This window comes from Alteromonas sp. G5_S2_22_S1, assembly GCF_054968525.1.
In genome coordinates, this window is the sequence record NZ_JBQKUJ010000024.1 from 21,857 (window position 1) to 44,015 (window position 22,159).

17 protein-coding genes are annotated in these 22,159 nt (G+C 43.2%); 12 read left to right on the forward strand and 5 right to left on the reverse strand.

Annotated elements, in window-relative coordinates; translation table 11 throughout:
• Positions 1–18: 18 nt before the first annotated feature.
• From ACTRWF_RS18355 to ACTRWF_RS18395, 9 genes are all read left to right on the forward strand, one after another.
• Entirely contained in the window at positions 19–2,826 is a 2,808-nt protein-coding gene (locus tag ACTRWF_RS18355) for a glycosyltransferase (protein WP_462836001.1), read from the forward strand.
• Positions 2,827–2,954: 128 nt separating this feature from the next.
• A complete protein-coding gene (gene glmS, locus ACTRWF_RS18360) occupies positions 2,955–4,787 on the forward strand; it encodes a glutamine--fructose-6-phosphate transaminase (isomerizing) (protein ID WP_150140253.1) in 1,833 nt (610 codons plus the stop codon).
• A 66-nt stretch (positions 4,788–4,853) separates the two neighbouring features.
• Positions 4,854–6,194, forward strand: a complete 1,341-nt coding sequence (gene glmM, locus ACTRWF_RS18365; RefSeq protein WP_150140251.1) for a phosphoglucosamine mutase — start codon at positions 4,854–4,856, stop codon at positions 6,192–6,194.
• A 12-nt stretch (positions 6,195–6,206) separates the two neighbouring features.
• The gene (rfbA, locus tag ACTRWF_RS18370; RefSeq protein WP_150140248.1) at positions 6,207–7,091 is read left to right on the forward strand and encodes a glucose-1-phosphate thymidylyltransferase RfbA; all 885 of its coding nucleotides are present in this window, start codon (positions 6,207–6,209) and stop codon (positions 7,089–7,091) included.
• Positions 7,092–7,163: 72 nt separating this feature from the next.
• The gene (gene rfbC / locus ACTRWF_RS18375) at positions 7,164–7,709 is read left to right on the forward strand and encodes a dTDP-4-dehydrorhamnose 3,5-epimerase (protein ID WP_462836002.1); all 546 of its coding nucleotides are present in this window, start codon (positions 7,164–7,166) and stop codon (positions 7,707–7,709) included.
• Between the two features lie 45 nt (positions 7,710–7,754).
• Positions 7,755–8,624: a dTDP-4-dehydrorhamnose reductase gene (gene rfbD / locus ACTRWF_RS18380; RefSeq protein ID WP_462836003.1), complete on the forward strand. Its 870-nt coding sequence runs from the start codon at positions 7,755–7,757 to the stop codon at positions 8,622–8,624.
• Positions 8,625–8,661: 37 nt separating this feature from the next.
• On the forward strand, positions 8,662–9,744 hold the full coding sequence (gene rfbB, locus ACTRWF_RS18385) for a dTDP-glucose 4,6-dehydratase (RefSeq protein ID WP_462836004.1): 1,083 nt from the start codon (positions 8,662–8,664) through the stop codon (positions 9,742–9,744).
• Positions 9,745–9,831: 87 nt separating this feature from the next.
• A complete protein-coding gene (locus tag ACTRWF_RS18390; RefSeq protein ID WP_462836005.1) occupies positions 9,832–11,526 on the forward strand; it encodes a glycosyltransferase in 1,695 nt (564 codons plus the stop codon).
• Positions 11,527–11,667: 141 nt separating this feature from the next.
• A complete protein-coding gene (locus tag ACTRWF_RS18395) occupies positions 11,668–12,855 on the forward strand; it encodes a nucleotide sugar dehydrogenase (protein ID WP_462836006.1) in 1,188 nt (395 codons plus the stop codon).
• A gap of 142 nt (positions 12,856–12,997) precedes the next feature.
• Here the strand turns inward: ACTRWF_RS18395 and ACTRWF_RS18400 are convergent, their stop codons facing one another.
• The 4 genes from ACTRWF_RS18400 to ACTRWF_RS18415 all read right to left on the reverse strand — a co-directional run bounded on the left by ACTRWF_RS18400 (position 12,998) and on the right by ACTRWF_RS18415 (position 16,376).
• Complete coding sequence (locus ACTRWF_RS18400) at positions 12,998–14,404, reverse strand: mannose-1-phosphate guanylyltransferase/mannose-6-phosphate isomerase (protein WP_020744367.1); 1,407 nt, start codon at positions 14,402–14,404, stop codon at positions 12,998–13,000.
• A 91-nt stretch (positions 14,405–14,495) separates the two neighbouring features.
• On the reverse strand, positions 14,496–14,882 hold the full coding sequence (locus ACTRWF_RS18405) for a type II toxin-antitoxin system VapC family toxin (protein ID WP_014980410.1): 387 nt from the start codon (positions 14,880–14,882) through the stop codon (positions 14,496–14,498).
• Positions 14,882–15,112 (reverse strand): type II toxin-antitoxin system Phd/YefM family antitoxin, encoded by a 231-nt coding sequence (locus ACTRWF_RS18410; protein WP_014980409.1) that lies wholly within the window; start codon positions 15,110–15,112, stop codon positions 14,882–14,884. The genes ACTRWF_RS18405 and ACTRWF_RS18410 overlap by 1 nt, the downstream gene beginning before the upstream one ends.
• 373 nt (positions 15,113–15,485) lie before the next feature.
• Complete coding sequence (locus ACTRWF_RS18415) at positions 15,486–16,376, reverse strand: LysR family transcriptional regulator (RefSeq protein WP_348681489.1); 891 nt, start codon at positions 16,374–16,376, stop codon at positions 15,486–15,488.
• Between the two features lie 203 nt (positions 16,377–16,579).
• On the opposite strand from ACTRWF_RS18415, the gene ACTRWF_RS18420 reads away from it, so the two are divergent.
• From ACTRWF_RS18420 to ACTRWF_RS18430, 3 genes are read left to right on the forward strand one after another with little or no spacing between them, the layout of a single operon-like run.
• Entirely contained in the window at positions 16,580–18,298 is a 1,719-nt protein-coding gene (locus ACTRWF_RS18420; protein ID WP_462836007.1) for an ABC transporter transmembrane domain-containing protein, read from the forward strand.
• Positions 18,299–19,351: an HlyD family secretion protein gene (locus tag ACTRWF_RS18425; RefSeq protein ID WP_014980406.1), complete on the forward strand. Its 1,053-nt coding sequence runs from the start codon at positions 18,299–18,301 to the stop codon at positions 19,349–19,351.
• The gene (locus ACTRWF_RS18430) at positions 19,345–20,775 is read left to right on the forward strand and encodes a TolC family protein (protein WP_462836008.1); all 1,431 of its coding nucleotides are present in this window, start codon (positions 19,345–19,347) and stop codon (positions 20,773–20,775) included. Before ACTRWF_RS18425 ends, ACTRWF_RS18430 begins: the two co-directional genes overlap by 7 nt.
• A gap of 188 nt (positions 20,776–20,963) precedes the next feature.
• On the opposite strand, the gene ACTRWF_RS18435 is transcribed toward ACTRWF_RS18430, so the two are convergent.
• On the reverse strand, positions 20,964–21,776 hold the full coding sequence (locus tag ACTRWF_RS18435; RefSeq protein WP_462836009.1) for a hypothetical protein: 813 nt from the start codon (positions 21,774–21,776) through the stop codon (positions 20,964–20,966).
• Positions 21,777–22,159: the final 383 nt, after the last annotated feature.

Here is a 22,159-nt window from a genome sequence, read left to right on the forward strand (position 1 = left end):
AATACTTGAGTCTTCACCTTGAATTTTAAATACTTCGACGAAAGTTGGTACTTAGCGACCTATCCTGATGTAGCTAATGCGGGTATAGATGCGTTAACGCACTACAAAAAATTCGGAATAAAAGAAGGGCGTCTACCTTGCGCTCTTCCAGTATTAAGTGACATAAGAGCGCTTTGGGGCGCTCCTCATTCAATCGACAACTTTTCGCTAGTTCGTTTGCGAGAGCACGTTAAAGGTGAAGGGCCTAATGGCGCCTACGCGTTAGCTAACATAGCCTCGTACTATCACTCTTTAGGGGCCTTCAAAGAGGTCATCACCTTAATAGAGAGCAATACGAAACTACTCTCTTCATTCCCCGAACTTATAGCTGAGCAGGGGGGGTATGTTGTTGCGCTTGAAAGCTATATAAAAGTCGGTGATATCAAAGGTGCCGAAAGTGCATTGCGAAGGTGGGAAACTGTTTTCTCACCAACTGAGTCTTTAATGGCGCGCTCTTTACTCGAGCAAAAGTACGGTAAAATAAAGCGACTAAATCAGATTTACTCATCTGAACATTTGGAAAATGTAGAAATTGTTGCCGAAGATCCAGCTTTGTTCGATAGCCTCGGCAGTAGTAAGGAAACAAAGCTGTTCCATAAACTTAAATCTTTTGTTTTTCCATTTCACAAGGTTTCAGTTGTTGTGCCAGTATTCAACGGGGCAACAACCGCAGCAACAGCGCTTCGTTCTTTGCGTTCACAAACCTGGGCAAATCTTGAAATAATTGTTATTGATGACTGCTCGACGGACAATAGTTTTGAGCAATTAAAAGTGCTTTCGGAGCAAGATGCCAGAATCAGCGTTTTTCGAAACGATATTAATAGAGGTGCATATTACACGCGTAATAGAGGTCTCCATTTGGCAACAGGAAAGTTTGTTACTGTAATGGATGCCGACGACTGGGCTCACCCGCAGAAGATTGAAAAACAAGTTTGGCCGCTCATCTGGAAACGAAATCTGGCTGCCACAGTCTCACACTGGGCAAGATGTAATAACTCGTTGGAGTTCACGCGGCTAAGACCTCAAAATGGATGGGTTCACAGAAACGTTTCTTCCCTAATGGTGCATAGGCAAATAGCGATAGATTTAGGTGGATGGGATGTTGTTAAGGCCAATGCCGATACCGAATTTTATTATCGTTTACAAGCGCTAACTGGCTCAGAGAGCATTAAAGAGGTGCTACCAGGCACTCCGCTTTCACTAGGAAGGCTTAGCGATTCCTCGCTTACACAGCAATCGAGCACTCATCTCATTACACAGTATGGTGGCGCTAGAAAGCAGTATATTGATTTTGCGAGAGCATGGCATAGAAATACAAACAACCTGAGCTTGAAAAGAGATAGCAATAATCTAGGCTTACCTTTTCCCGTTCCTCCTGTATTACTGAATAACGCAACCCCTGACGCATGTGCGGTTAATGAGGCTGAATATCATCGTTGGTTAACCGCTTTCGACGAAGAATGGTATCTATTGTCTAATAAAGACGTTGATGCTCAAGGTATTGGAATACATGAGCATTACTGGCAAAGCGGAGAGCTAGAAGATAGGGCTCCGTCTCCATTTTTTGTGCCAAGTGCCTATAAATACAAATTTCCTCAGTACGCTGAGCAACAAAGTCCCATGTGGCATGCTCTGATAAATGGATGGGCGTTTACTCAGCCTGTAATTATTGAAGGGGATATTAAAGGTGCATTAGGGGCTCATATTGTAGTTGTGGGACACCAAGTAACATCTCAAATATTCGGGGCAGAAAGAAGTCTTCTTGATATGCTTTTTGCGTTAAGAAAAGCAGAATATAAAGTCACTCTGGTTTTACCTTCAGCCAATAATCCAGATTACATCGAAAGATGTGAAAAATTAGTTACAAGCATTCAGTTCTTGCCTCTTCCTTGGTTCAGTAAGTCGCGAAAAACAAGCCATGTCTTAGAAAGCTATTTGTCTGAGTATTTCACATCACAGGGCGTTGCTGCAGTGTATGTTAATACGATAGTAATGCATGAACCGTTAATTGCCGCAACAAGAAGCAATATTCCAAGTGTCGTTCATGTTCGGGAGCTTCCCGAGCACGACCCAGATTTAATGAAAATATTAGGTGAAACGCCAGAAGAGTGCAGGGAACGTTTACTTGAGAACAGTAAATTTTTTATAGCCAATTCTAAAAAAACTGAGAGTTGGCTCAACGCACCTGCGCGTACATCTGTTGTTTATAACAAAGTATCTTCTTCATTACCTCCAAAGAGTATTGCGCCAACAGAAACGCTTAAGGTATGCATGGCAAGTAGTAATATAAAGAAAAAGGGGATTAACGACTTTTTTGAAGTAGCAAGCTTGTGTAGCACCAATAGTAATATTCAGTTCAATTTGTATGGCCCTATTACCGACGAAGTCAAAAAAGTACAGAAGGAACTTAACACTAAAAATGTGAAAGTACACGGGTATGCCACTGATGTGAATGTTGTCATGCAGCAAAACCACGTCGTTCTCTCACTATCTTTGTTTGAAGAGTCTTTCGGTCGAACTGTGGCTGAGGGAATGTTAAATGAAAGAGTTGTGGTTGCCTATGATTGGGGCGCTGTACCAGAGTTATTGGATGAAAAATCAGGTATATTGGTCGAATACAAAAATGTGAAAGCAGTAGCCGATGCACTTTGTTATCTTCAGAAAAACAACGAAATACTCTTTAAAAAAGCAAAAAATGCAAGGAATAGAGCGCTAAGTCGTTTTTCGAATGACGTTTATAATTTACAGCTAAAGGAAACTTTAGAAACATTTTTGAATAAATCATAGAGTTATGCGTCGAACGTGTTTGATTTGGGTGTAAACAATCTCGTTTAGTTGCCTTAGCGGTAACATGCTTTAAAATGAGCGCGTAGAAATTTAATAATAATTAACTCGAGAAGTACGGAGTAAATAGGATGTGTGGAATAGTAGGTGCAATAGCCGAAAGGAATGTGGTTGAAATACTACTAGAAGGGCTAAAAAGGTTAGAGTACAGAGGATATGATTCCGCTGGCGTAGCCTTGTTAGACAAGGATGGTAATTTAAAACGCATTCGCGCAGTAGGTAAGGTCAAAAATTTAGCTGAAGCTGTAGAAAGTGAAACTGCTTTGGGAACCACAGGGATTGCCCATACACGATGGGCTACTCACGGTGGTGTGACTGAGTACAATGCGCATCCACACTTTTCTTCAAGCCGCGTAGCAGTGGTACATAATGGTATTATCGAAAATTACGTTTCGCTGCGTAAGAACCTTTCTGAAAAAGGTTACACCTTTTCAAGCGACACAGACACCGAGACCATTGCACATGTGGTTCACGAAATGCTTAATGACGGTAAGTCTTTATTAGAAGCTGTTCAAAATGCTGTGACGCATTTCACTGGTGCATACGGCACCGTAGTTATCGATAAAGAAGACCCTGACACAATGGTAGTCGCGCGCTCAGGTAGCCCATTGGTTATCGGACTGGGCTTGGGTGAAAACTTCATTGCTTCAGACCAATTAGCGCTACTACCTGTAACCCGTCGGTTTATCTTCTTAGAAGAGGGTGACGTAGCAAAGGTTACACGTCGTGAGGTGACGATTTTCGACAAAGATGGTGAGCGCGTTGAGCGTGAAGTTGTAGAATCCAACGTAGAGCATGATGCAGGCGATAAAGGTGGATATCGTCATTACATGCTTAAAGAGATCTATGAGCAGCCAGCGGTTATTCGAAATGCGCTTCAAGATAGAGTGGATAATATTCACAACATCGACGCTTTGTTTGGCGAAGGTGCAGAAGACATTTTGAAACAAGTGAAGCATGTGCAAATTATCGCATGTGGAACCAGTTATCACGCTGGCATGACTGCACGATATTGGCTAGAAGAACACGCGAACGTTTCGTGCTCAGTAGAGATTGCTTCAGAGTTTAGGTACCGTAAGTCAGCTGTTCACCAAAACAGTCTGCTCGTGACTATTTCCCAAAGCGGGGAAACGGCAGACACATTAGCCGCGTTGCGTTTGGCCAAAGAACTAGGTTATATGTCGGCACTCACAATCTGTAATGTACCGGGTTCTTCGTTAGTGCGCGAGTCAGACCTTGCGTTTATGACGCTAGCCGGTGCAGAGATTGGCGTAGCATCGACTAAAGCGTTTACAACCCAACTTACAGCCTTCTTAATGCTTACACTGGCGTTAGGGAAGTTCAATGGTCTCTCTAACGAAACGTCAGCGAAAATCGTATCTGCAATTAAAACGCTGCCTAGCAAGATTGAAGAAGCGTTGAGTACTGCTGAGGTAATCGAAGCTCTCGCTGAAGAGTTTGCCGATAAGCACCATAGCTTGTTCCTCGGGCGTGGCGCTCAGTATCCAATTGCAATGGAAGGCGCGCTTAAACTCAAAGAAATCTCTTATATACACGCCGAAGCATACGCATCAGGTGAGCTTAAACACGGCCCTTTAGCGTTGATAGACGACGAAATGCCTGTAATTGTCGTTGCGCCCAATGATGAATTACTTGAAAAGTTAAAATCTAACGTGGAAGAAGTACGTGCCAGAGGCGGTATTATGTATGTGTTTGCCGATGCTGATGCGCACTTTGATAGCGATGAAACAATGCGCGTCATTAATATCCCTCATTGTGAAGATATTATTGCGCCCATTGTTTATACCGTTCCTCTGCAACTTCTTTCTTACTACGTAGCATTGATCAAAGGCACTGATGTCGATCAGCCCCGAAACCTTGCAAAGTCGGTTACTGTAGAATAACGCTAACATCTTGATATTAGGCCATGACTTTTTGAGTTGTGGCCTTTCGTTTTTTAGGAAGTAAAAATGTCTCAAAAATATTTTGGCACCGATGGAATTCGCGGGAAAGTTGGCGAATTCCCAATGACACCTGATTTTGTAATGAAGCTAGGCTGGGCTGCGGGCGTAGTTTTGGCGGCAGACGGTACAAAAGAAGTGCTCGTTGGAAAAGATACTCGCGCTAGCGGGTACATGCTTGAATCTGCATTAGAGGCTGGTTTGTCGGCAGCGGGCGTTAATATAGCATTGGCTGGGCCTATTCCCACACCTGCGGTAGCTTATTTAGCTTCGACTTTTAGGGCTGACGCAGGCGTAGTTATTAGCGCATCTCATAACCCCTATTACGATAACGGTATTAAATTTTTTGGCCGAAGTGGCGCGAAGTTAGGTAGTGAGCAACAACAGGCAATTGAAGAAAAATTACAGTGTGCGCTGGAAAATGGTATCGAATGCGTAGATTCAGAGCGTTTGGGTAAAGCGCGAAGAATTGAAGATGCCGCAGGTCGCTATATTGAATTCTGCAAAGGGACCTTTCCAAGCGATCTCAGTCTTGAAGGACTGACAGTCGTTGTTGATAGTGCGAATGGTGCTGCGTATAAAGTCGCCCCCAGTGTGTTTGAAGAGTTGGGAGCAAAAGTCATTAATATCGCAAACACGCCGAACGGGGTAAACATCAACAATGAGTGTGGTGCTACGTCACTGAATGCACTAAGCAAAGCGGTAACAACGAATAAAGCTGATTTAGGAATAGCCGTTGACGGAGATGCAGACAGAATTATGTTTGTTGATTCAGATGGTGATGTCGTTGATGGAGACGAGATTCTGTTTTTGATGGCCCGTGAGGCAAAGCAAGCTGGCTACAAAGGCGGTGCGGTTGGCACGCTTATGAGCAACTTGGGGCTTGAGATTGCACTAAAAGAATTAGATATCCCGTTTGAAAGAACCAAAGTCGGCGATAGATATGTTGTCGAAAAATTAAAAGAAACTGGCTGGCGTATAGGTGGTGAAACGTCTGGTCATATACTCAATTTAGACTATGCATTCACTGGTGATGCTATTGTTGCTGCTCTTCAAGTATTGGCAGTGGTCGTAAAAAGTGAATATTCTCTAAAAGACTTAAAAGAAGGGATGACTAAGCTGCCTCAGTGTATGGTGAACGTTCGTCATAACGATCTGGATTCAGTACTTGATTTAAATGTTGTAAAGGAAGAGGTAGCGCGAGTCGAAGGGGCCTTAGGTTCAAGTGGTCGTCTTGTTCTTCGAAAATCTGGAACAGAGCCTTTGATTCGTGTAATGATAGAGGCAACAGATAGGGATGTAGCTACTGAACTAGCAAATAGTTTGGCAGAGATAATACGAACAAATTAACAAGGAAAAACTATGAACCGGAAGGGTATAATTTTGGCAGGTGGATCTGGCACGCGTTTACATCCATTGACGAGAGTGGTAAGTAAACAACTGATGCCGGTTTACGATAAACCCATGATATTTTATCCGCTAGCTACTCTTATGATGTCGGGAATCAGAGATATTTTGATTATCACAACACCTGAAGAGCAGCGCCGTTTCATTGAGTTAATCGGCGACGGCAGTGAGCTGGGAATAAACGTTCAATATGCAGCTCAGCCATCGCCAGATGGTTTAGCACAAGCATTTCTAATAGGCGAAAGCTTTATCGGTAACGACAGCAGCACACTTATTCTCGGTGATAACATCTATTATGGACATGATCTAAAGCGCTCTCTTCAAAGTGCGTATAGCCAAGAGCACGGCGCTACAGTATTTGGTTATCACGTTAACGATCCTGAGCGCTATGGTGTAGTAGAGTTTGATGATGACTGGAACGCGCTTTCTATTGAAGAAAAGCCCGCTGTACCAAAATCTAACTATGCGGTAACGGGTCTTTACTATTACGACAACCGTGTAGTGGACTTCGCTAGAGAAGTGAAGCCGTCGCCTCGTGGTGAACTTGAAATTACCGACTTGAACAACCTTTACCTTAAGGATGGTTCACTTAAAGTAGAGTTGATGGGCCGAGGTTCAGCGTGGTTGGATACAGGTACGCTTGATTCGTTACTAGATGCTGCAAATTTCGTGGCGGCTATAGAAAAACGTCAGGGCTTAAAAGTGTGCTGCCCTGAAGAAGTTGCTTATAGAATGGGTTATATCGACGCCGAGCAGTTAGAAAAGCTGGCGGCACCACTTAAGAAAAGCGGCTATGGTGATTACCTGCTGAAAGTGCTTAAAGACAAGGTAAAAGTTTAACCTCACTCCAGTTTACAAAAGGTGGCCATGCCACCTTTTTCATGTTCATATGCAAATTCGTACGGAAAGTAAATGCAAGTAATTAAAACAAACATCCCTGACGTTAAAATTATAGAACCAAAAGTATTTGGCGACGAGCGCGGTTTTTTTCTAGAAACCTTTCGCACCGACTGGTTTAAGAAAGAATGTGCGAATGTGGATTTTGTTCAAGATAACCACTCTAAATCTAGCCAAGGTATTCTTCGCGGCCTTCATTATCAAATGGAGCAAACCCAAGGCAAATTGGTGCGTGTAGTTAGCGGCGAAGTGTACGACGTAGCCGTAGATATGCGTAAAGACTCACCTACTTACGGTAAGTGGGTTGGGGTGACGTTATCAGCTGAGAATAAACGTCAGTTATGGGTACCTGCGGGCTTTGCTCACGGTTTCTACGTAACCAGCGAATCAGCTGAGTTCGTGTATAAGTGTACAGACTATTACCACCCGGAATCTGAAATATCAGTTAAGTACGACGACCCAACGTTAAATATCGACTGGCCATTAGTAAATGGTGAGAAGCCTTCTTTATCAGGTAAAGATGAGGCGGGCTTGGCATTTGTAGACGCACCTACGTTTTAATTGTTATCGGTTATTTACTGGCTTTTTATAGAGTACTAGCGATTAATGAATATTGTAATTATAGGTAAGTCTGGGCAGCTAGCGTTTGAGCTTTCTCGTGAACTAGAAAATAGCGATCACCAAGTAACGTTTTTAGGGCGCGATGATATTGATATTACGAACGCCTCTAATGTTGAAGAAAAACTATCGCCGTTATCAGCAGATGTTTTAATAAATGCGTCAGCGTACACCGCTGTAGATAAAGCTGAAGAAGATACTGAAGCGTGTAATGCCATCAATGCGTTAGCTGTCCAGAATTTAGCAAAGTTCTGTAAAGCAAACGGTGCTTTTATGGTGCATGTGTCTACCGATTATGTGTTTAACGGTCATAAAGGTTCGCCTTACTTAACTGACGACCCTATTGAACCACAGGGTGCTTATGGCAAGTCAAAAGCAGAGGGCGAAAAAGCACTGCTTGAAATACTGCCAGATGCCAGCTGCCTAATTCGTACTGCTTGGGTTTACTCGTCGCATGGTAATAACTTTGTGAAAACTATGCTGCGTTTAATGGCTGATAAACCACAACTTACTGTGATAGACGATCAAATTGGTACACCCACATGGGCGAAAGGTTTGGCTGAAGCTTGTGTTTCTGCCGCTGAGAATAAAACCAGCGGCGTGTATCACTGGACTGATGAAGGCGTAGCAAGCTGGTACGACTTTGCTTTAGCTATTCAAGAGCTAGGAATTGAAAAAGGGCTGCTAGATAAATCAATTCCAGTATTACCGATTCCATCTAGCCAGTACCCAACGCCAGCGAAGCGCCCTCATTACAGTGTGCTAGATAAGCAAACAGCGCGTGAAACATTTGCGTCGTGCAAGCCTACTCACTGGCGTAAGCAGTTGGCCAGCATGCTAGACGAATTGAAAGCCTAATCGGCAAAAACAGAATTATATTTTTGGTAAAAAGAAAATGAGCAAAACAATTTTAGTAACAGGTGGTGCAGGCTTTATTGGTTCTGCCGTGGTACGCCATCTTATAAATGATACTGATCACACGGTAGTAAATTTAGATAAGTTGACCTATGCCGGTAACTTAGAATCGTTAACGTCAGTTTCAAGCAGCGACCGCTATAGCTTTGAACAAGTTGATATTTGTGATGCTGAAGAAGTAAAGCGTGTTTTCAACACGCACCAGCCAGATATTATAATGCACTTGGCGGCTGAATCTCATGTAGACCGTTCAATTGACGGGCCAGGTGAGTTTATTCAAACCAACGTGGTAGGTACATACACTTTACTTGAGCAAGCAAGAGCGTATTGGTCTGAGCTTGAGGGCGTTAAAAAAGCAGGGTTTAAGTTCCACCATATTTCTACTGATGAAGTATACGGCGACCTTCCTCACCCTGATGAAGTTGAGCCAGGCACAGAGCTTCCATTGTTTACGGAAACTACCCCGTATGCACCAAGTTCCCCTTATTCAGCGAGTAAAGCAAGTTCTGATCAGCTAGTACGTTCGTGGCTGCGTACCTATAAGCTACCAACATTAGTAACTAATTGCTCAAATAACTATGGGCCGTATCATTTCCCTGAAAAGCTAATACCGTTAGTTATTTTAAATGCGCTAGCGGGCAAGCCGCTGCCTGTATATGGCAAAGGTAACCAAATTCGTGACTGGTTGTATGTTGAAGACCACGCTCGTGCATTGGTGGTGGTTGCGCTAAACGGTGAAATTGGTGAAACCTATAACATTGGTGGTCATAACGAAAAGCAGAACATTGAAGTGGTGCAAACTATTTGCACTATTTTGGATGAAGTTAAGCCGAAAGAAAGCAAATACGCCGAGCAGATCACTTACGTTCAAGACCGCCCAGGCCACGACATGCGCTACGCTATTGACGCAAGTAAAATAGAGCGTGAGCTAGGATGGAAGCCACAAGAAACCTTCGAAAGCGGTATTCGTAAAACCGTAGAGTGGTATTTAGCGAATGAAGCCTGGTGGAAAGCGGTTCTTGATGGAAGTTATCAAGGTGAGCGCTTGGGTACAGGAAGCTGATACCCATGCAAATCTACAAGTGTTAGACTAGAAAGCCGCTTTCATATATAGCGGCTTTCTTTATTTTTAAGGCCCTAAATTGTCTACATGAAAAAAATTGCTATGCGGTCAGTGCGTGCCGCCCTTCAACTTATTCCTAAAAATTTAAAAAACAAGTTCAAACAAAACGAACGCTTAACGGGTTTGTATATAAGGTCGGTAAGAAAATCTGGGCTATTTTTTGATGCACCAACACCTAAGCAAACGCAGGCGCTATATAATCACTGGCTTGAAATGAACGAATCTGCTTTCTCAAATTCGATAACTAATATTGGCGAGTGGCAAGCAGTAATATTTGGCACCGACAACCAGGGCGTGACAGAGGGAAATATTAAAACCCTTGGTGTGAAAACTTGCATAATAACGGGCGAATTGGCGGTGGTTGCAATAGAAAGGAAAATCTCACTGTTAGACGACAGGTTACCTACATTGTTGCTAAATGGTGGTGACCTATTAGAAAGCACTGCTATTTACCATCTTGTTGAAGCGTTAAAAGGTAATGATTTAGTCTATTGTGATACTGACGAACTTAGCAGTACTGGGACTAAAACGTCACCAAGGTTCTTACCAAGTTGGAACCCTGAGCTTCAATATTCTACGGGATATATCAATAGCGGGGTAATGATCAAAACTTCGCGGTTAAAGTCGCTACATATTTCTAATCAAACAACGATTGCTGAAGTAATTACTGAGCTTTCCTTATCCATCGATGACTTAGTGGTTAATCATATGCCGTTACCTTTGGTGCATCTATCAGTCACAGAAAATAATGAAGCAAAATCGCTGGAACGTGTGAAGATGGTGATAGAAAGACATTCAAAAGCTACAGTCGAATTGGATGAAAAGTTTAACGTAAATCGACTTTGCTGGCCCAATACAAATCCACTGGTGAGCTTAATCATTCCCACGAAAAATGGGAAAGCACTGGTTAAAGCTTGTATTGAATCAATTCTAGAAAAAACAACATATAAAAATTACGAGATATTGCTTATTGATAATGGCTCTGATGAACAGGAAAGTATTGAGTATTTTAGTTATCTAGACACATTGGAAAAAGTAAGGGTTATTCGTTACCCGGCGCCATTTAATTATTCGGCAATTAATAATTTCGGTGTTGAACATGCAAAAGGCTCCATCCTTGGGTTAGTTAATAACGATATCGAGGTTATATCGCCTGATTGGCTTACTTATATGGTTGGCCACGTAGAGCGCAAAGATGTTGGCTGTGTTGGTGCAAAGCTGCTTTATTCTGATACACGGATACAACACGCTGGCGTTGTTTTAGGCTACGGTGGTGGCGCTGGCCATGCTCATAAGAACTTTCCTCGCTTTCATACTGGTTACTTAAACAGGATCGTTGCTACAAGCAACTACAGTGCGGTAACCGCAGCGTGTTTATTAGTTAAACGCGCGCATTTTGATGCCGTAAACGGTTTGAATGAAAAAGACCTTTCTGTTGCCTTTAACGATGTAGATTTTTGTTTGAAGGTTAAAGGCTTAGGCGTTAATAATATTTACTGTGCAGAAGCAGAGCTTTTCCATCATGAATCGGTCAGTAGAGGCTTAGATATTTCACCTGAAAAAGCGGCCCGTTTTAATCGCGAGTTATCGTATTTGCAAACAACGTGGGATGCGTTCATAAAAGATGATCCTGCTTACAGTCCGAATTTAACACTTAAGCGTGAGAACTTTTCAATAAAGAGTGCAGTTGAATTGAAAAGTATAGGTAGAAGGCATAATTGATGCATAGTGCATAAAACATAGGTTTGATACGCTACTTAAAAAGGCGAGTTAGCCGAAGCGTTCATCATTGTTTAAAATTACTATGCAATATTACTAGTGTAGTTTTCGAAAATTATTTGTACAAAACTGGAGAATATTTAAATGGATAGTACTATGCAGAAGCTCAAAATAGCTGTAGCAGGCACAGGCTATGTAGGGCTTTCAAATGCAGTGCTACTTGCACAACACAATGAAGTGAAAGCGGTCGACTTGGTACCTGAAAAGGTCGAGATGCTGAATAACAAAAAGTCTCCAATTGAAGACAAAGAGATTTCTGAGTACCTAACGACTAAAGAGCTTAATCTTGAAGCTACGTTAGATGCACAGGTAGCATATAAAGATGCCGATTATGTGGTTATTGCAACGCCAACGGATTACGACCCACAGACTAACTACTTCAATACAGGTAGCGTAGAAGCGGTTATCAAAACGGTAATGGAAATTAACCCTGATGCTGTAATGATCGTAAAATCAACTGTGCCGGTAGGGTTTACTAAAGACGCAAAAGCACGTTTCGGTTCTGACAACATTATCTTCTCGCCAGAGTTCCTACGTGAAGGTAAAGCGCTTTACGATAACCTTTATCCTAGCCGTATTATTGTGGGCGAGCAAAGCGAACGCGCTGAAATTTTTGCTAAGCTACTTCAACAAGGTGCAATCAAAGAAGAAATTGACGTGTTGTTCACTGACAGCACTGAAGCTGAAGCAATAAAGCTTTTCGCTAATACTTATTTAGCAATGCGAGTTGCCTACTTCAACGAGTTAGATAGCTATGCAGAACGAAACGGCTTAGACACCAAACAAATTATTGAAGGTGTTGGCTTAGACCCTCGAATTGGTAAGCATTACAACAACCCAAGCTTTGGTTACGGTGGTTACTGCCTACCAAAAGATACTAAACAATTGTTGGCTAACTACAGTGAAGTGCCTAACAACATGATTCAGGCTATTGTAGATGCTAACCGTACCCGTAAAGACTTTATTGCCGATTCAATTGTAAGCCGTGGCCCAAAGATTGTTGGTATCTACCGCCTTATCATGAAGACTGGTTCTGACAACTTCCGCGCCAGTGCAATTCAGGGCATCATGAAGCGCATTAAAGCGAAAGGTATCGAAGTGGTAGTATACGAGCCAGTACTTAAAGAAGATGACTTCTTTAATTCACGTGTAGTAAACGATTTAGAAGAGTTTAAGAAAATCTCTGATGTTATCGTCGCCAACCGTGTAACGGGCGATATCGAAGACGTACTTGAAAAAGTATATAGCCGCGACTTGTTCAACGCCGATTAACTAAAAATTGTGGGGTCAGAGTAAAAACTCTGACCCTATAAGCTAAAAAGGGCCAAGTTTTGAAGTGCCCCCCAATAGTTGGACTATCCACTTACTGGGGTTATTTTACAAACTGACCCTTTCTCTTACCTACCGATTGATACTATTTATCTGACCGTCCATATCTATCTGAGAAACGAACAATGTCGTCCTCTCCAAGATAGGCACCCGATTGTACCTCGATTAATTCCAGTGGAATTTTACCCGGGTTTTCTAGTGCGTGAACGGCACCAATAGGAATATAAACAGATTCGTTTTCTGTCAGCATTTGCGTTTCATCACCAATAGTTACGTTAGCTGTACCTGATACAACTACCCAGTGTTCCGCTCTGTGGTGATGCATTTGAACAGACAGTTTTTCGCCAGGCTTTACGGTGATACGCTTAACTTTAAAACGACCGCCATTGTCTATAGAATCGTAACTGCCCCAAGGCCTAAACACTTCACGGTGAAATTCAAATTCTGGGCGCTTTTCTGCCTTCAAACGGTTCACAACGGTTTTGATGTGTTCGGCATTCTTTTTATTAGCCACCATTACAGCATCTTTGGTTTCAACTACCACAACGTCTTCCAAGCCAATAACTGCAACTAAACTGTGCTCTGCATTCACGTAGCTGTTTTTGGTACCTTCTAATAGCGTATCGCCAGTAGTTACATTGCCGTTTTCATCTTTGTCACCTGTTTCCCATAAAGAAGACCAGCTGCCTACATCAGACCAACCGGCATCTAGTGTTACCATTGCCGCTTCCGATGTTTTTTCCATTACGGCATAGTCAATCGAATCACTCGGGCAAGAAGCAAAGATTTCTTCATCTATACGCACAAAGTCGAGATCTTTTTCTGTTTTCTCAATAGCTTTTTTACACGTTGTGTATATTTCTGGGGCATGGGCTTCAAGTGCTTTTAAGAAAGCGCCAGCTTTAAACATAAACATGCCGCTATTCCAGAAGTATTCGCCTGAGTTAACGTATTTAGTAGCGGTAGGCATATCAGGTTTTTCAACAAACTCACTCACATCGAAGCCGATATTTAGTTTACTCCCAGCTTTAATATATCCGTAGCCTGTATGGGGTTGAGTAGGAACGATGCCAAATGTAACTAATTTACCTTGTTCAGCTAACGCTTGGGCTTCCTTTATCTTCAATTGAAATGTTTCGCTATCTTGAATCAAGTGATCAGCGGCTAAAACCAAAAGAACGGGATCGCCACCATCTTCCATAGCTTGAAAAGCTGCCAAAGCAATCGCTGGGGCTGTATTTCGCCCAACTGGCTCTAGCAGTATATCGCTATTGTCTACGTTGATTTGTCGCATTTGCTCGGCAACCAGAAAGCGGTGTTCTTCGTTACAAATTATAGATGGCGGTAATGATTCGATTCCATCGAGCCTTTGCACAGTGTCTTGAATCATGGTTTTGTCAGAAGTAAGTGACAAAAACTGTTTAGGTAAAGCAGCACGTGACTTTGGCCATAAGCGGCTTCCAGTACCGCCTGCAAGAATAACTGGCTTCATTAGCGTTCCTTGATTTTAAAGTAATATCTATGTTGTCAGTATACTGAGTTATGCAAGAGATAAAAACGGTGTAGCACAACAATCCCAACCATCACTTTAAAGCGTTAATCAATCTAACCCCGTAAGCGGGAAAGTGTTCGTCCTTCGTTAAAATCTGCAGCCCTTCAGCTTGAGCTTGGGCGATCAGCATTCTGTCAAATGGATCGCGGTGGTGCATTGGCAGCCTTCCTGCTTGCTGGCTGTGAAATAAATTGATAGGTAATGCGCTAAAACCTAACTCTTCGATAAGCGACTCAATATCGTCTGGTACCGTGAGTTTTCCCAGCTGCTGTTTTATCGACATTTCCCAAACAGACGCGGCGCTGATATAAATGGCGTTTTCAGTATTAGAGATATGCTTTTGAGCGTTATGACCTAATTGCTCATCTCCGTTCATCCACCAAATTAAAACGTGGGTATCGAGTAATATTCTTTTCATTACAAACCGAACATATCTGCTATATCTTCATTAACCTCTTTCGAGTCGAAGTCTTCAGTCGTATGAACCTGGCCTTTGAATTGCCCAAAAATGCGTTTTTTTTCTGTTTTAAAAGGCACTAGTTTCACTGCTGGTTTTCCCGACTTGGCGATAACAACTTCTTCACCGGCCTCTGCCCGTTCGACAAGTTGGGATAACTTACTTTTTGCCTCATGCATATTGGCCTGCATACAACACCTCTAATGAGCTTAGCTAAACTTAGCTATAATGGTAGTTCAAAAAAACAACAGTTGCAATCACGTCCTCAACTCATTTATATCTAACGCTTGTAGATCAAAAATCTGACAAGGAGCCAAACTAAATGCCTATCGTGTCAGTGCTGCGGTATCTTTAATCATCAAAGATCATTCACAAAAAACTTCCCAAACCCCAAAATTCAAAATAAAATCCACGCCAATTCAACTCCTGCCATTAAGCCTCACGCTTACACATACCCGGCGGGGAAGAAGCATGCTTTAAATTGTGGGGATACCTCAGGGGCAGTGTTGATACTCTGCCCCTCAATTTCTATGGCTCCTAATCCAGGCGTCCAGAGCCCACACGTCACGTTAGAATCCCCCTGGCTGAGGCAACAATCGCCTCACTAATCGTATAGTCAGCACGGCTTTTACCTGTAATAGCGTAGTATCGTTCGTTGAGCGTATTCGCGTTGCCAATACAATGCACACCATATTGCTCTTCAACGTGTTTCGAAATAGCCGATGGTGCGCAGAACACGCCAAAGTCTTCGCTGCCAAATAGCTTCAATAAGGCGGTATCATCGAACTCGGCCACAATTTTGGGGTAAAGCTGTTCGGTTTCAAGCCAGCTGGTTAATGCTTGTCGTATCCCCGACGTGTTGCCTTGAATAAGTAACGGCATCTGATTTAAACAATCAGGAAAGGTTTGTTCTTCACTAAGTGGTGATTTCGCAAAAAAGCTCAACGAGCTTTCACCTAAGAAAAAGCTATTGGCGCTAATTTGCGTACCTGGCGCTATGCCGCGGTCTGCAACAATAAAGTCGATAGCGTTAATGGCCAGTTCTTTCAGTAATCCATCGAAGCTGTCTTCTTTAATTACATACTTCACATGAGAAAACCGACGCATGGTGTCGTGAACAAAATCGTAAAAAAGTACTTTTGGAATACCGTTTGTAATACCTATTACGAATTCTTTCGTATTCACTTCATCGCTATTGTTAAGTATTTCAGCCAGTTGATTACCTTTATGAAATATTTCACTGGCATACTGATAGGTAACTTTACCTCTCGCGTTAAGGTATAGCCGCTTGTTTATTCTGTCGAATAGGGCATAGCCAAGCTGGTTTTCGAAGGTACTAAGTTGCCCGCTAACCGTTTGAGGAGTAACGTGAAGTAACTTGGCTGCCTTAGCAATACTGCCTTCGCGGGCGACCAGATAAAAATAGTATAAATGATGGTAGTTTAGGTGATGCATAATTTTACAAAATAGAAGAAGGGCAGGAAATGTACTCTGACCCCATAATTTATAATCGCAATTATTTTCGATGAAGTATTCAGAATATAACAGATTTATTCTAACTCAGTATTGAAATACACTAATTATTGTTGCTGTTACCCACAATCAAGAACAGCGCGTTTCTCACTTTTCTAAGCTAGCGGTATATTGAAGACATAACTATGGCTAAACCAATAAATTTACGCAAAACGCGAAAAACGCTTTTTTCGCTACTAAAACCCGAGGCTGGCTTTTTCTGGGTTGCTATTGCCTACGGTGTTGCAATTAGTTTAATGACATTGGCAGTGCCAATTGCAGTGCAAACCCTAATCAACAGTATCGCCAACATAGGCTCAACCCGAGCTGTGGTCATCCTAGCTGTTGTCTTGTTTCTTACCTTATTTATATCGGGTGTGTTTAGTGCGCTTCGCATGCGGGTTATGGAGTTTTACGAACGAAAGGTTTACGCGCGTTTAACTGCCGACATCGGCCTTAAAACTATTCTCGCGCCCCATAGCTTTTTTGAAGGGCGGCAAAACGTCAGCATAACCCAGCGCTATTTCGACATTATGACATTTCAAAAGAACATCCCGTCTTTGATGATCGACGGCTTTGCCTTGGTATTGCAGATGCTGGTGGGCTTCACTCTGGTATCCTTTTACCACCCGGCGTTGTTCGCGTTTAACGTAGTGCTTTTACTTACCATGTATGCGGTGTGGAAAATTTGGGGCCGCGGCGCTAAGCGCACTGCTATCGAGTTATCTCACGCGAAATACGAGTCGGCCAAGTGGCTTCACGATATTGCTATTGCTCACGAGTTCTTTAAGTCGGCAGATCATGTCGAGTACGCCGGGCGTAGTACCGAAGGTTACATCAGTGACTATGTGCAAAAGCATAAAAACCATTTTCATTACACGTTCTCGCAGGTGGTCATGTTCTTATTAATGTATGCCGTAGCCAGTGCTTCTTTATTGGGTATTGGCGGTGTACTGGTGGTACAAGGTGAACTGTCTATTGGTCAGCTAGTTGCCGCTGAGCTGGTTATGTCAGCCGTATTCTTTGGTTTATCTCGCTTCACTCAATACTTAAAGCTTTATTACGAACTTTACGGAGCAGCCGAAAAGCTAGGTGGAGCTTTAGCTATGCCGCAAGAAGAGCTTAATGCGTCAGAACATGTACCCGCATCATCAAAACTGGTATTTAACGACGTCGAACTTAAACACGGTAACGATACCTGCCAATTAAATGTGGTATTCGAACCTGGCACTAAGTACTTTGTGACTACAGATAAAAGCTGGGTTCAAAAGCAGCTTGTAGGTTTATTGAAGCAGTACGACAGGGTTAAGTCGGGCGATATTTTATTGGGTGAATTAAGCCTTAACGATTACGACACCCACGAGCTAAGGCAAGCGGTGACTATCTTAGATCGCTCGCTGATTATTGAAGTGTCGATAGAGCGTTACTTAAAGCTCGCTCACCCACAGGCCACCATTGCCGATATTCGCGCAGCGCTTGAAGAAGTGGAAATGACCAAGACAATTGACGGCTTGCCAGAGGGCCTTAAAACGAAAGTCTCTGTATTGGGCGCGCCATTGCAGCCGCTTGAGTTCTTATTACTTAAACTGGCTGCTGCTATTATCGCCAAACCTAAATTATTGATATTGAATCAACACTTTGATGCGATCCCTATTGAACTTCGCGCGCGCCTTCTAAACCGCTTAACCAAGTACGATTTTACGGTAATGTACTTTTCAAACATCCCAATACCCGAATGCTTCGATGGTGTGATACATCTGCATGACAACGCCACCGCTATGCTTAGCGAGTATAATAATGGGGTAGCGCCAGTGAGTTTAGATGTGCAAAGCGATAACAAGAACGCAAATAAGGAGGGTGAATAAGTGAATAACGCAGAACGTCGCTTTTTAGACAACATTACGTCGTTACCTTCTTTGAACGTGCCAAAGCTACACCGGGTAGTCACCGGCGTGATTATTTTCTTAGTGCTTGCTGCTGGCTTAATACTGTACTTCACGCCTTGGATCCAAACCGCTTATGGCACAGGCATGGTGGATTCACTCGACCCGAAAGACAGAACCCAACCTATAAACGCGCTTGTTGATGGTCAGGTTAAGCAGTGGCATGTAAGGGAAGGGCAGCAGGTGAAGGCGGGCGACCCTATCGTTACGCTTATTGATATTGATGCACAGCGCCTTGAGAAGCTTCAGTCTCAGCTATCTGCCGCCAACCTAAAGAATCAAGCGAATGAAACGGCGGTAAGAAATGCTGAGAACAACTTAGCCCGTCAGAAGTCACTTGAAGCGCAGGGGCTGGTGTCGCGCAAAGAAGTAGAGCAAGCCGAAATTAAAGTGCAGGAGCTACGTGCTAAAGCCGCAGCGTCTGTTTCTGAAATAAACGAGGCCAGCATGATCTTGTCTCGCCAATCTACGCAAACAAAGCTTGCGCCGGTGGATGGCACTGTGGTGCGTTTATTATCTGGAGGTGTGTCTACTTTCGTGAAATCAGGAGACATCCTAGGCCAATTTATTCCTGCCGATGCGAAGCGTAGCGTGCGTGTTACCGTAAGAGGGTTAGATGCACCATTAGTAAAGCCGGGTGCTAAAGCGCGCTTGCAGTTTGAAGGCTGGCCAGTGTTTCAGTTTAGCGGCTGGCCCGGCAGCGCAATTGGCACCTTTGGTGGTGAAGTGGTCTACGTTGAGCCAGTGGCAAATGCCATGGGCGACTTCAACGTTTGGATACGCCCAGATGAGTCAGATATTCCATGGCCGGCAGAAAGTTCGGCCCGTTTAGGTAGCCGCGTAAAAGCGTGGGTGTTATTGGAAGAGGTACGCCTGGGTTACGAAATGTGGCGACAGCTGAATAACTTCCCGCCGCTGCCAACTCAAGAATCACCTTCAAGCGGTGGTAAAGGTTCTGGAGCATCAATATGGTAGCGCGAAGCTTTATCTCGTTATTATTGGCACTCGCGCTTTTGGGCAGCGTTAGCAGTGCTAAGGTACTGGCGCAAAGTCAAACTACACAGCCGGCACCTTCTATAGAAGGGTTAATAGAAAGCATGGTGAATTATCACCCTTATGTGCTTGCGATAAATGAAGGTAACTACCAAGCCGCGGCTGAACTTGAAATTGCCAGAAGCAGTTTCGACCCTTTTATAGAACAGAAAACGAAAAGCCGCGTATCAGGTTATTACGATGGAACCAATTTAACTCAGCGCTTTACTAACCCCATAGAGGATTACAATGCCTCGGTTTTCGGTGAGTACCGCATCGCAGGTGGTGATTTTCCTAGCTACGAAGGATATTACGATACGCTATCTGGCGGAGAAGCAAGTGTTGGCATTGCCATGTCATTGCTTCAAAACCGCGAAATAGACAAACGCCGAACCGCGCTAAGAAATGCGGGACTAGCGTCATCCCAATGGCAAGCATTAGCAAGCAGCCTAATTAATGACTTTGTATACAAAGGGGTAAGTGAGTATATCGCGTGGTATGAAAGCGCACTGCAAATAGACGCGGTAACCGAATTGCTTAATACCGCTTCTGAACGTGAAAAAGCCTTGGTTACACGGGTAGAAAAAGGCGATTTAGCCAGTATCGTGTTAACCGAGTTCAAAGCAAATTTGCTACAGCAGCGTTTAACCTTGGCTGAACTAAAACAAAAGCGGGATATGCATGCGCAAATGCTGTCTTACTATTGGCGTTCGCCAAGCGGTGACATGCAAGCGGTCAAAAGCGATAAACCACCAAAAGACATTAACTGGCCATATTGGGTGGGCAACGGTCAACTTGTCACACTGCGCAATGCGCTGCGCGAGCATCCCGAACTGGATGTTATGAAGTTAGAGCAGCAGGTGGTAGAAAATAAAGTGGCGCTTGCTGACAACGCGTTGTTACCTAAACTTGACCTTACCGCCTCAATCGCCAGAGATGTGGGGGCGGGTTCACAAACCCTTGAAGGTACAGAAACAAAAGTTGGGTTGTCTTTTTCTTACCCCTTGGGTAACAGAAAGGCCAAAGCGGAACGTGCACAGCTTCAGTCAAAGCAACGAGAGCTGGCGCACAAACTCGCGTCTACCGAGCAAGCAATAGCGCAACGCTTTGAACAAGCGCTGGTGTATTGGGGGCAGGCAAAAGACATTGTATCGCTGCAAAGCGAAAACGCTGCATTAGCCAAAACCTTATCTAAGGTAGAGAAGACGCGCTTCGATGCTGGCGACAGTGATATGTTTGTTTTAAATGCCCGTGCTCAAAACGAAATTAAAGCTAAGGTGAAAGAGATCAAAGCCAGGGTAGATTTGTTAAAAGCAGAACTGATGCTATATAAAGAAGCCGCTATGCTTTATTCATTTAATAAGTAGGCGTTAACGGCCAAGTGCCTAGAGATTACAGCTACAAAGAATAACGAGAGATAAAAGCGAGAGAAAGCGAACAGGGTTTTAGGTGATAAATACCGGTTGTTTGCAAGACCAACACAAGCCGAAAAAGAAAAACGGCGCATTGAACTATCAGTACGCCGTTTGTTTATATGGATAAAGCGCTATAAAGGCTAATTACTAACCGCACTATGAAAGTCTTCTTCTGATAAACCTGCCGACATCGCGTATTCTTTTAACTTATCTTGAGAAACACCCGCATGTTGTGCGGTGCTTAATATACGTATTACCTGTTCACGTTGATGAGATGATTCTCTTACGGCTGTTTCCACTACCGTTTGCGCTTCGTTAGGGAAGACCGCTAATAATGCATCTACCACGTACTCACCAACGAAAGGAACGGCATTAAGCGCGCTTGTCATAATCTCAACAATTTTGTTCGGGTGCTCCTGCGAGAGTGTTTGAACAATACTGTCTGCTGCATCAGGTTGAGTAAGAACAGCAACACGTACTATCTCATCTAATTCCCTAGGGGTTGAAACCGCTGCTGCATGAACAACGAAATCGACATAAGTTGGTTCTGCTTTAATAGCTAGCTGAACAATGTTGGGGCAGCTGCTGACTTCTTTTTCTATTGCAAGCTGAACAATTTCCTCGGTAGAAGAAGGTTGCGCTGATATTGCAGCAAAGATGATTTCTCGATACTTATCTGGGTAGGTATCCAGTGCAATGTCAACTATAGACACTATTTCCTGAGGATAGTGACCAGCGATAGAGCTAATGGCACGTCCTACAGACATGGTTTGATCGACCTGGCGTCGCAAAAAGGCTGTTTGAAAGCGATTAGACGCTTCAGCGGATGATTCTATGCTTACTGAAGTGGTTGGCTGAGCGACTTCGTTTGAAGAAGCGTCTTGTGCCATTGCCACATGACTAACCTGTGAGGCTAGCATTGCCGCTGAAAGCAATGAAAGAGTTCGTAACATAAACCCACCTTTATAATTATTGCGTAGTCAATTTTTGACACAACCAGTATTAATACATTTATGAAGAATACAAAGCGTAGGCCGTTTACGCTTATATGCATTCTCATACGTATTCCTTTACGCAACCTTCAACATCAAGTTTCAATATAATAACGGCAGGATCAAATACTACTTTAAGAACGACTACTTTATAGGATCTGAACACCCATCCTATTAGTAATTAGTCCATATTGTCTACTAATTATCACTTTTGAATGAAAAATAGACGGTTAGTTCACTTTTTTCATCTTTTTTAAAATAAGTGTTGACGTGAGCGCTCATTTCCCTAAAATGCGCATCCGCTTCGGGGGAAAAGCAAAACAGCAACCCTCTTGAAGTAAGTC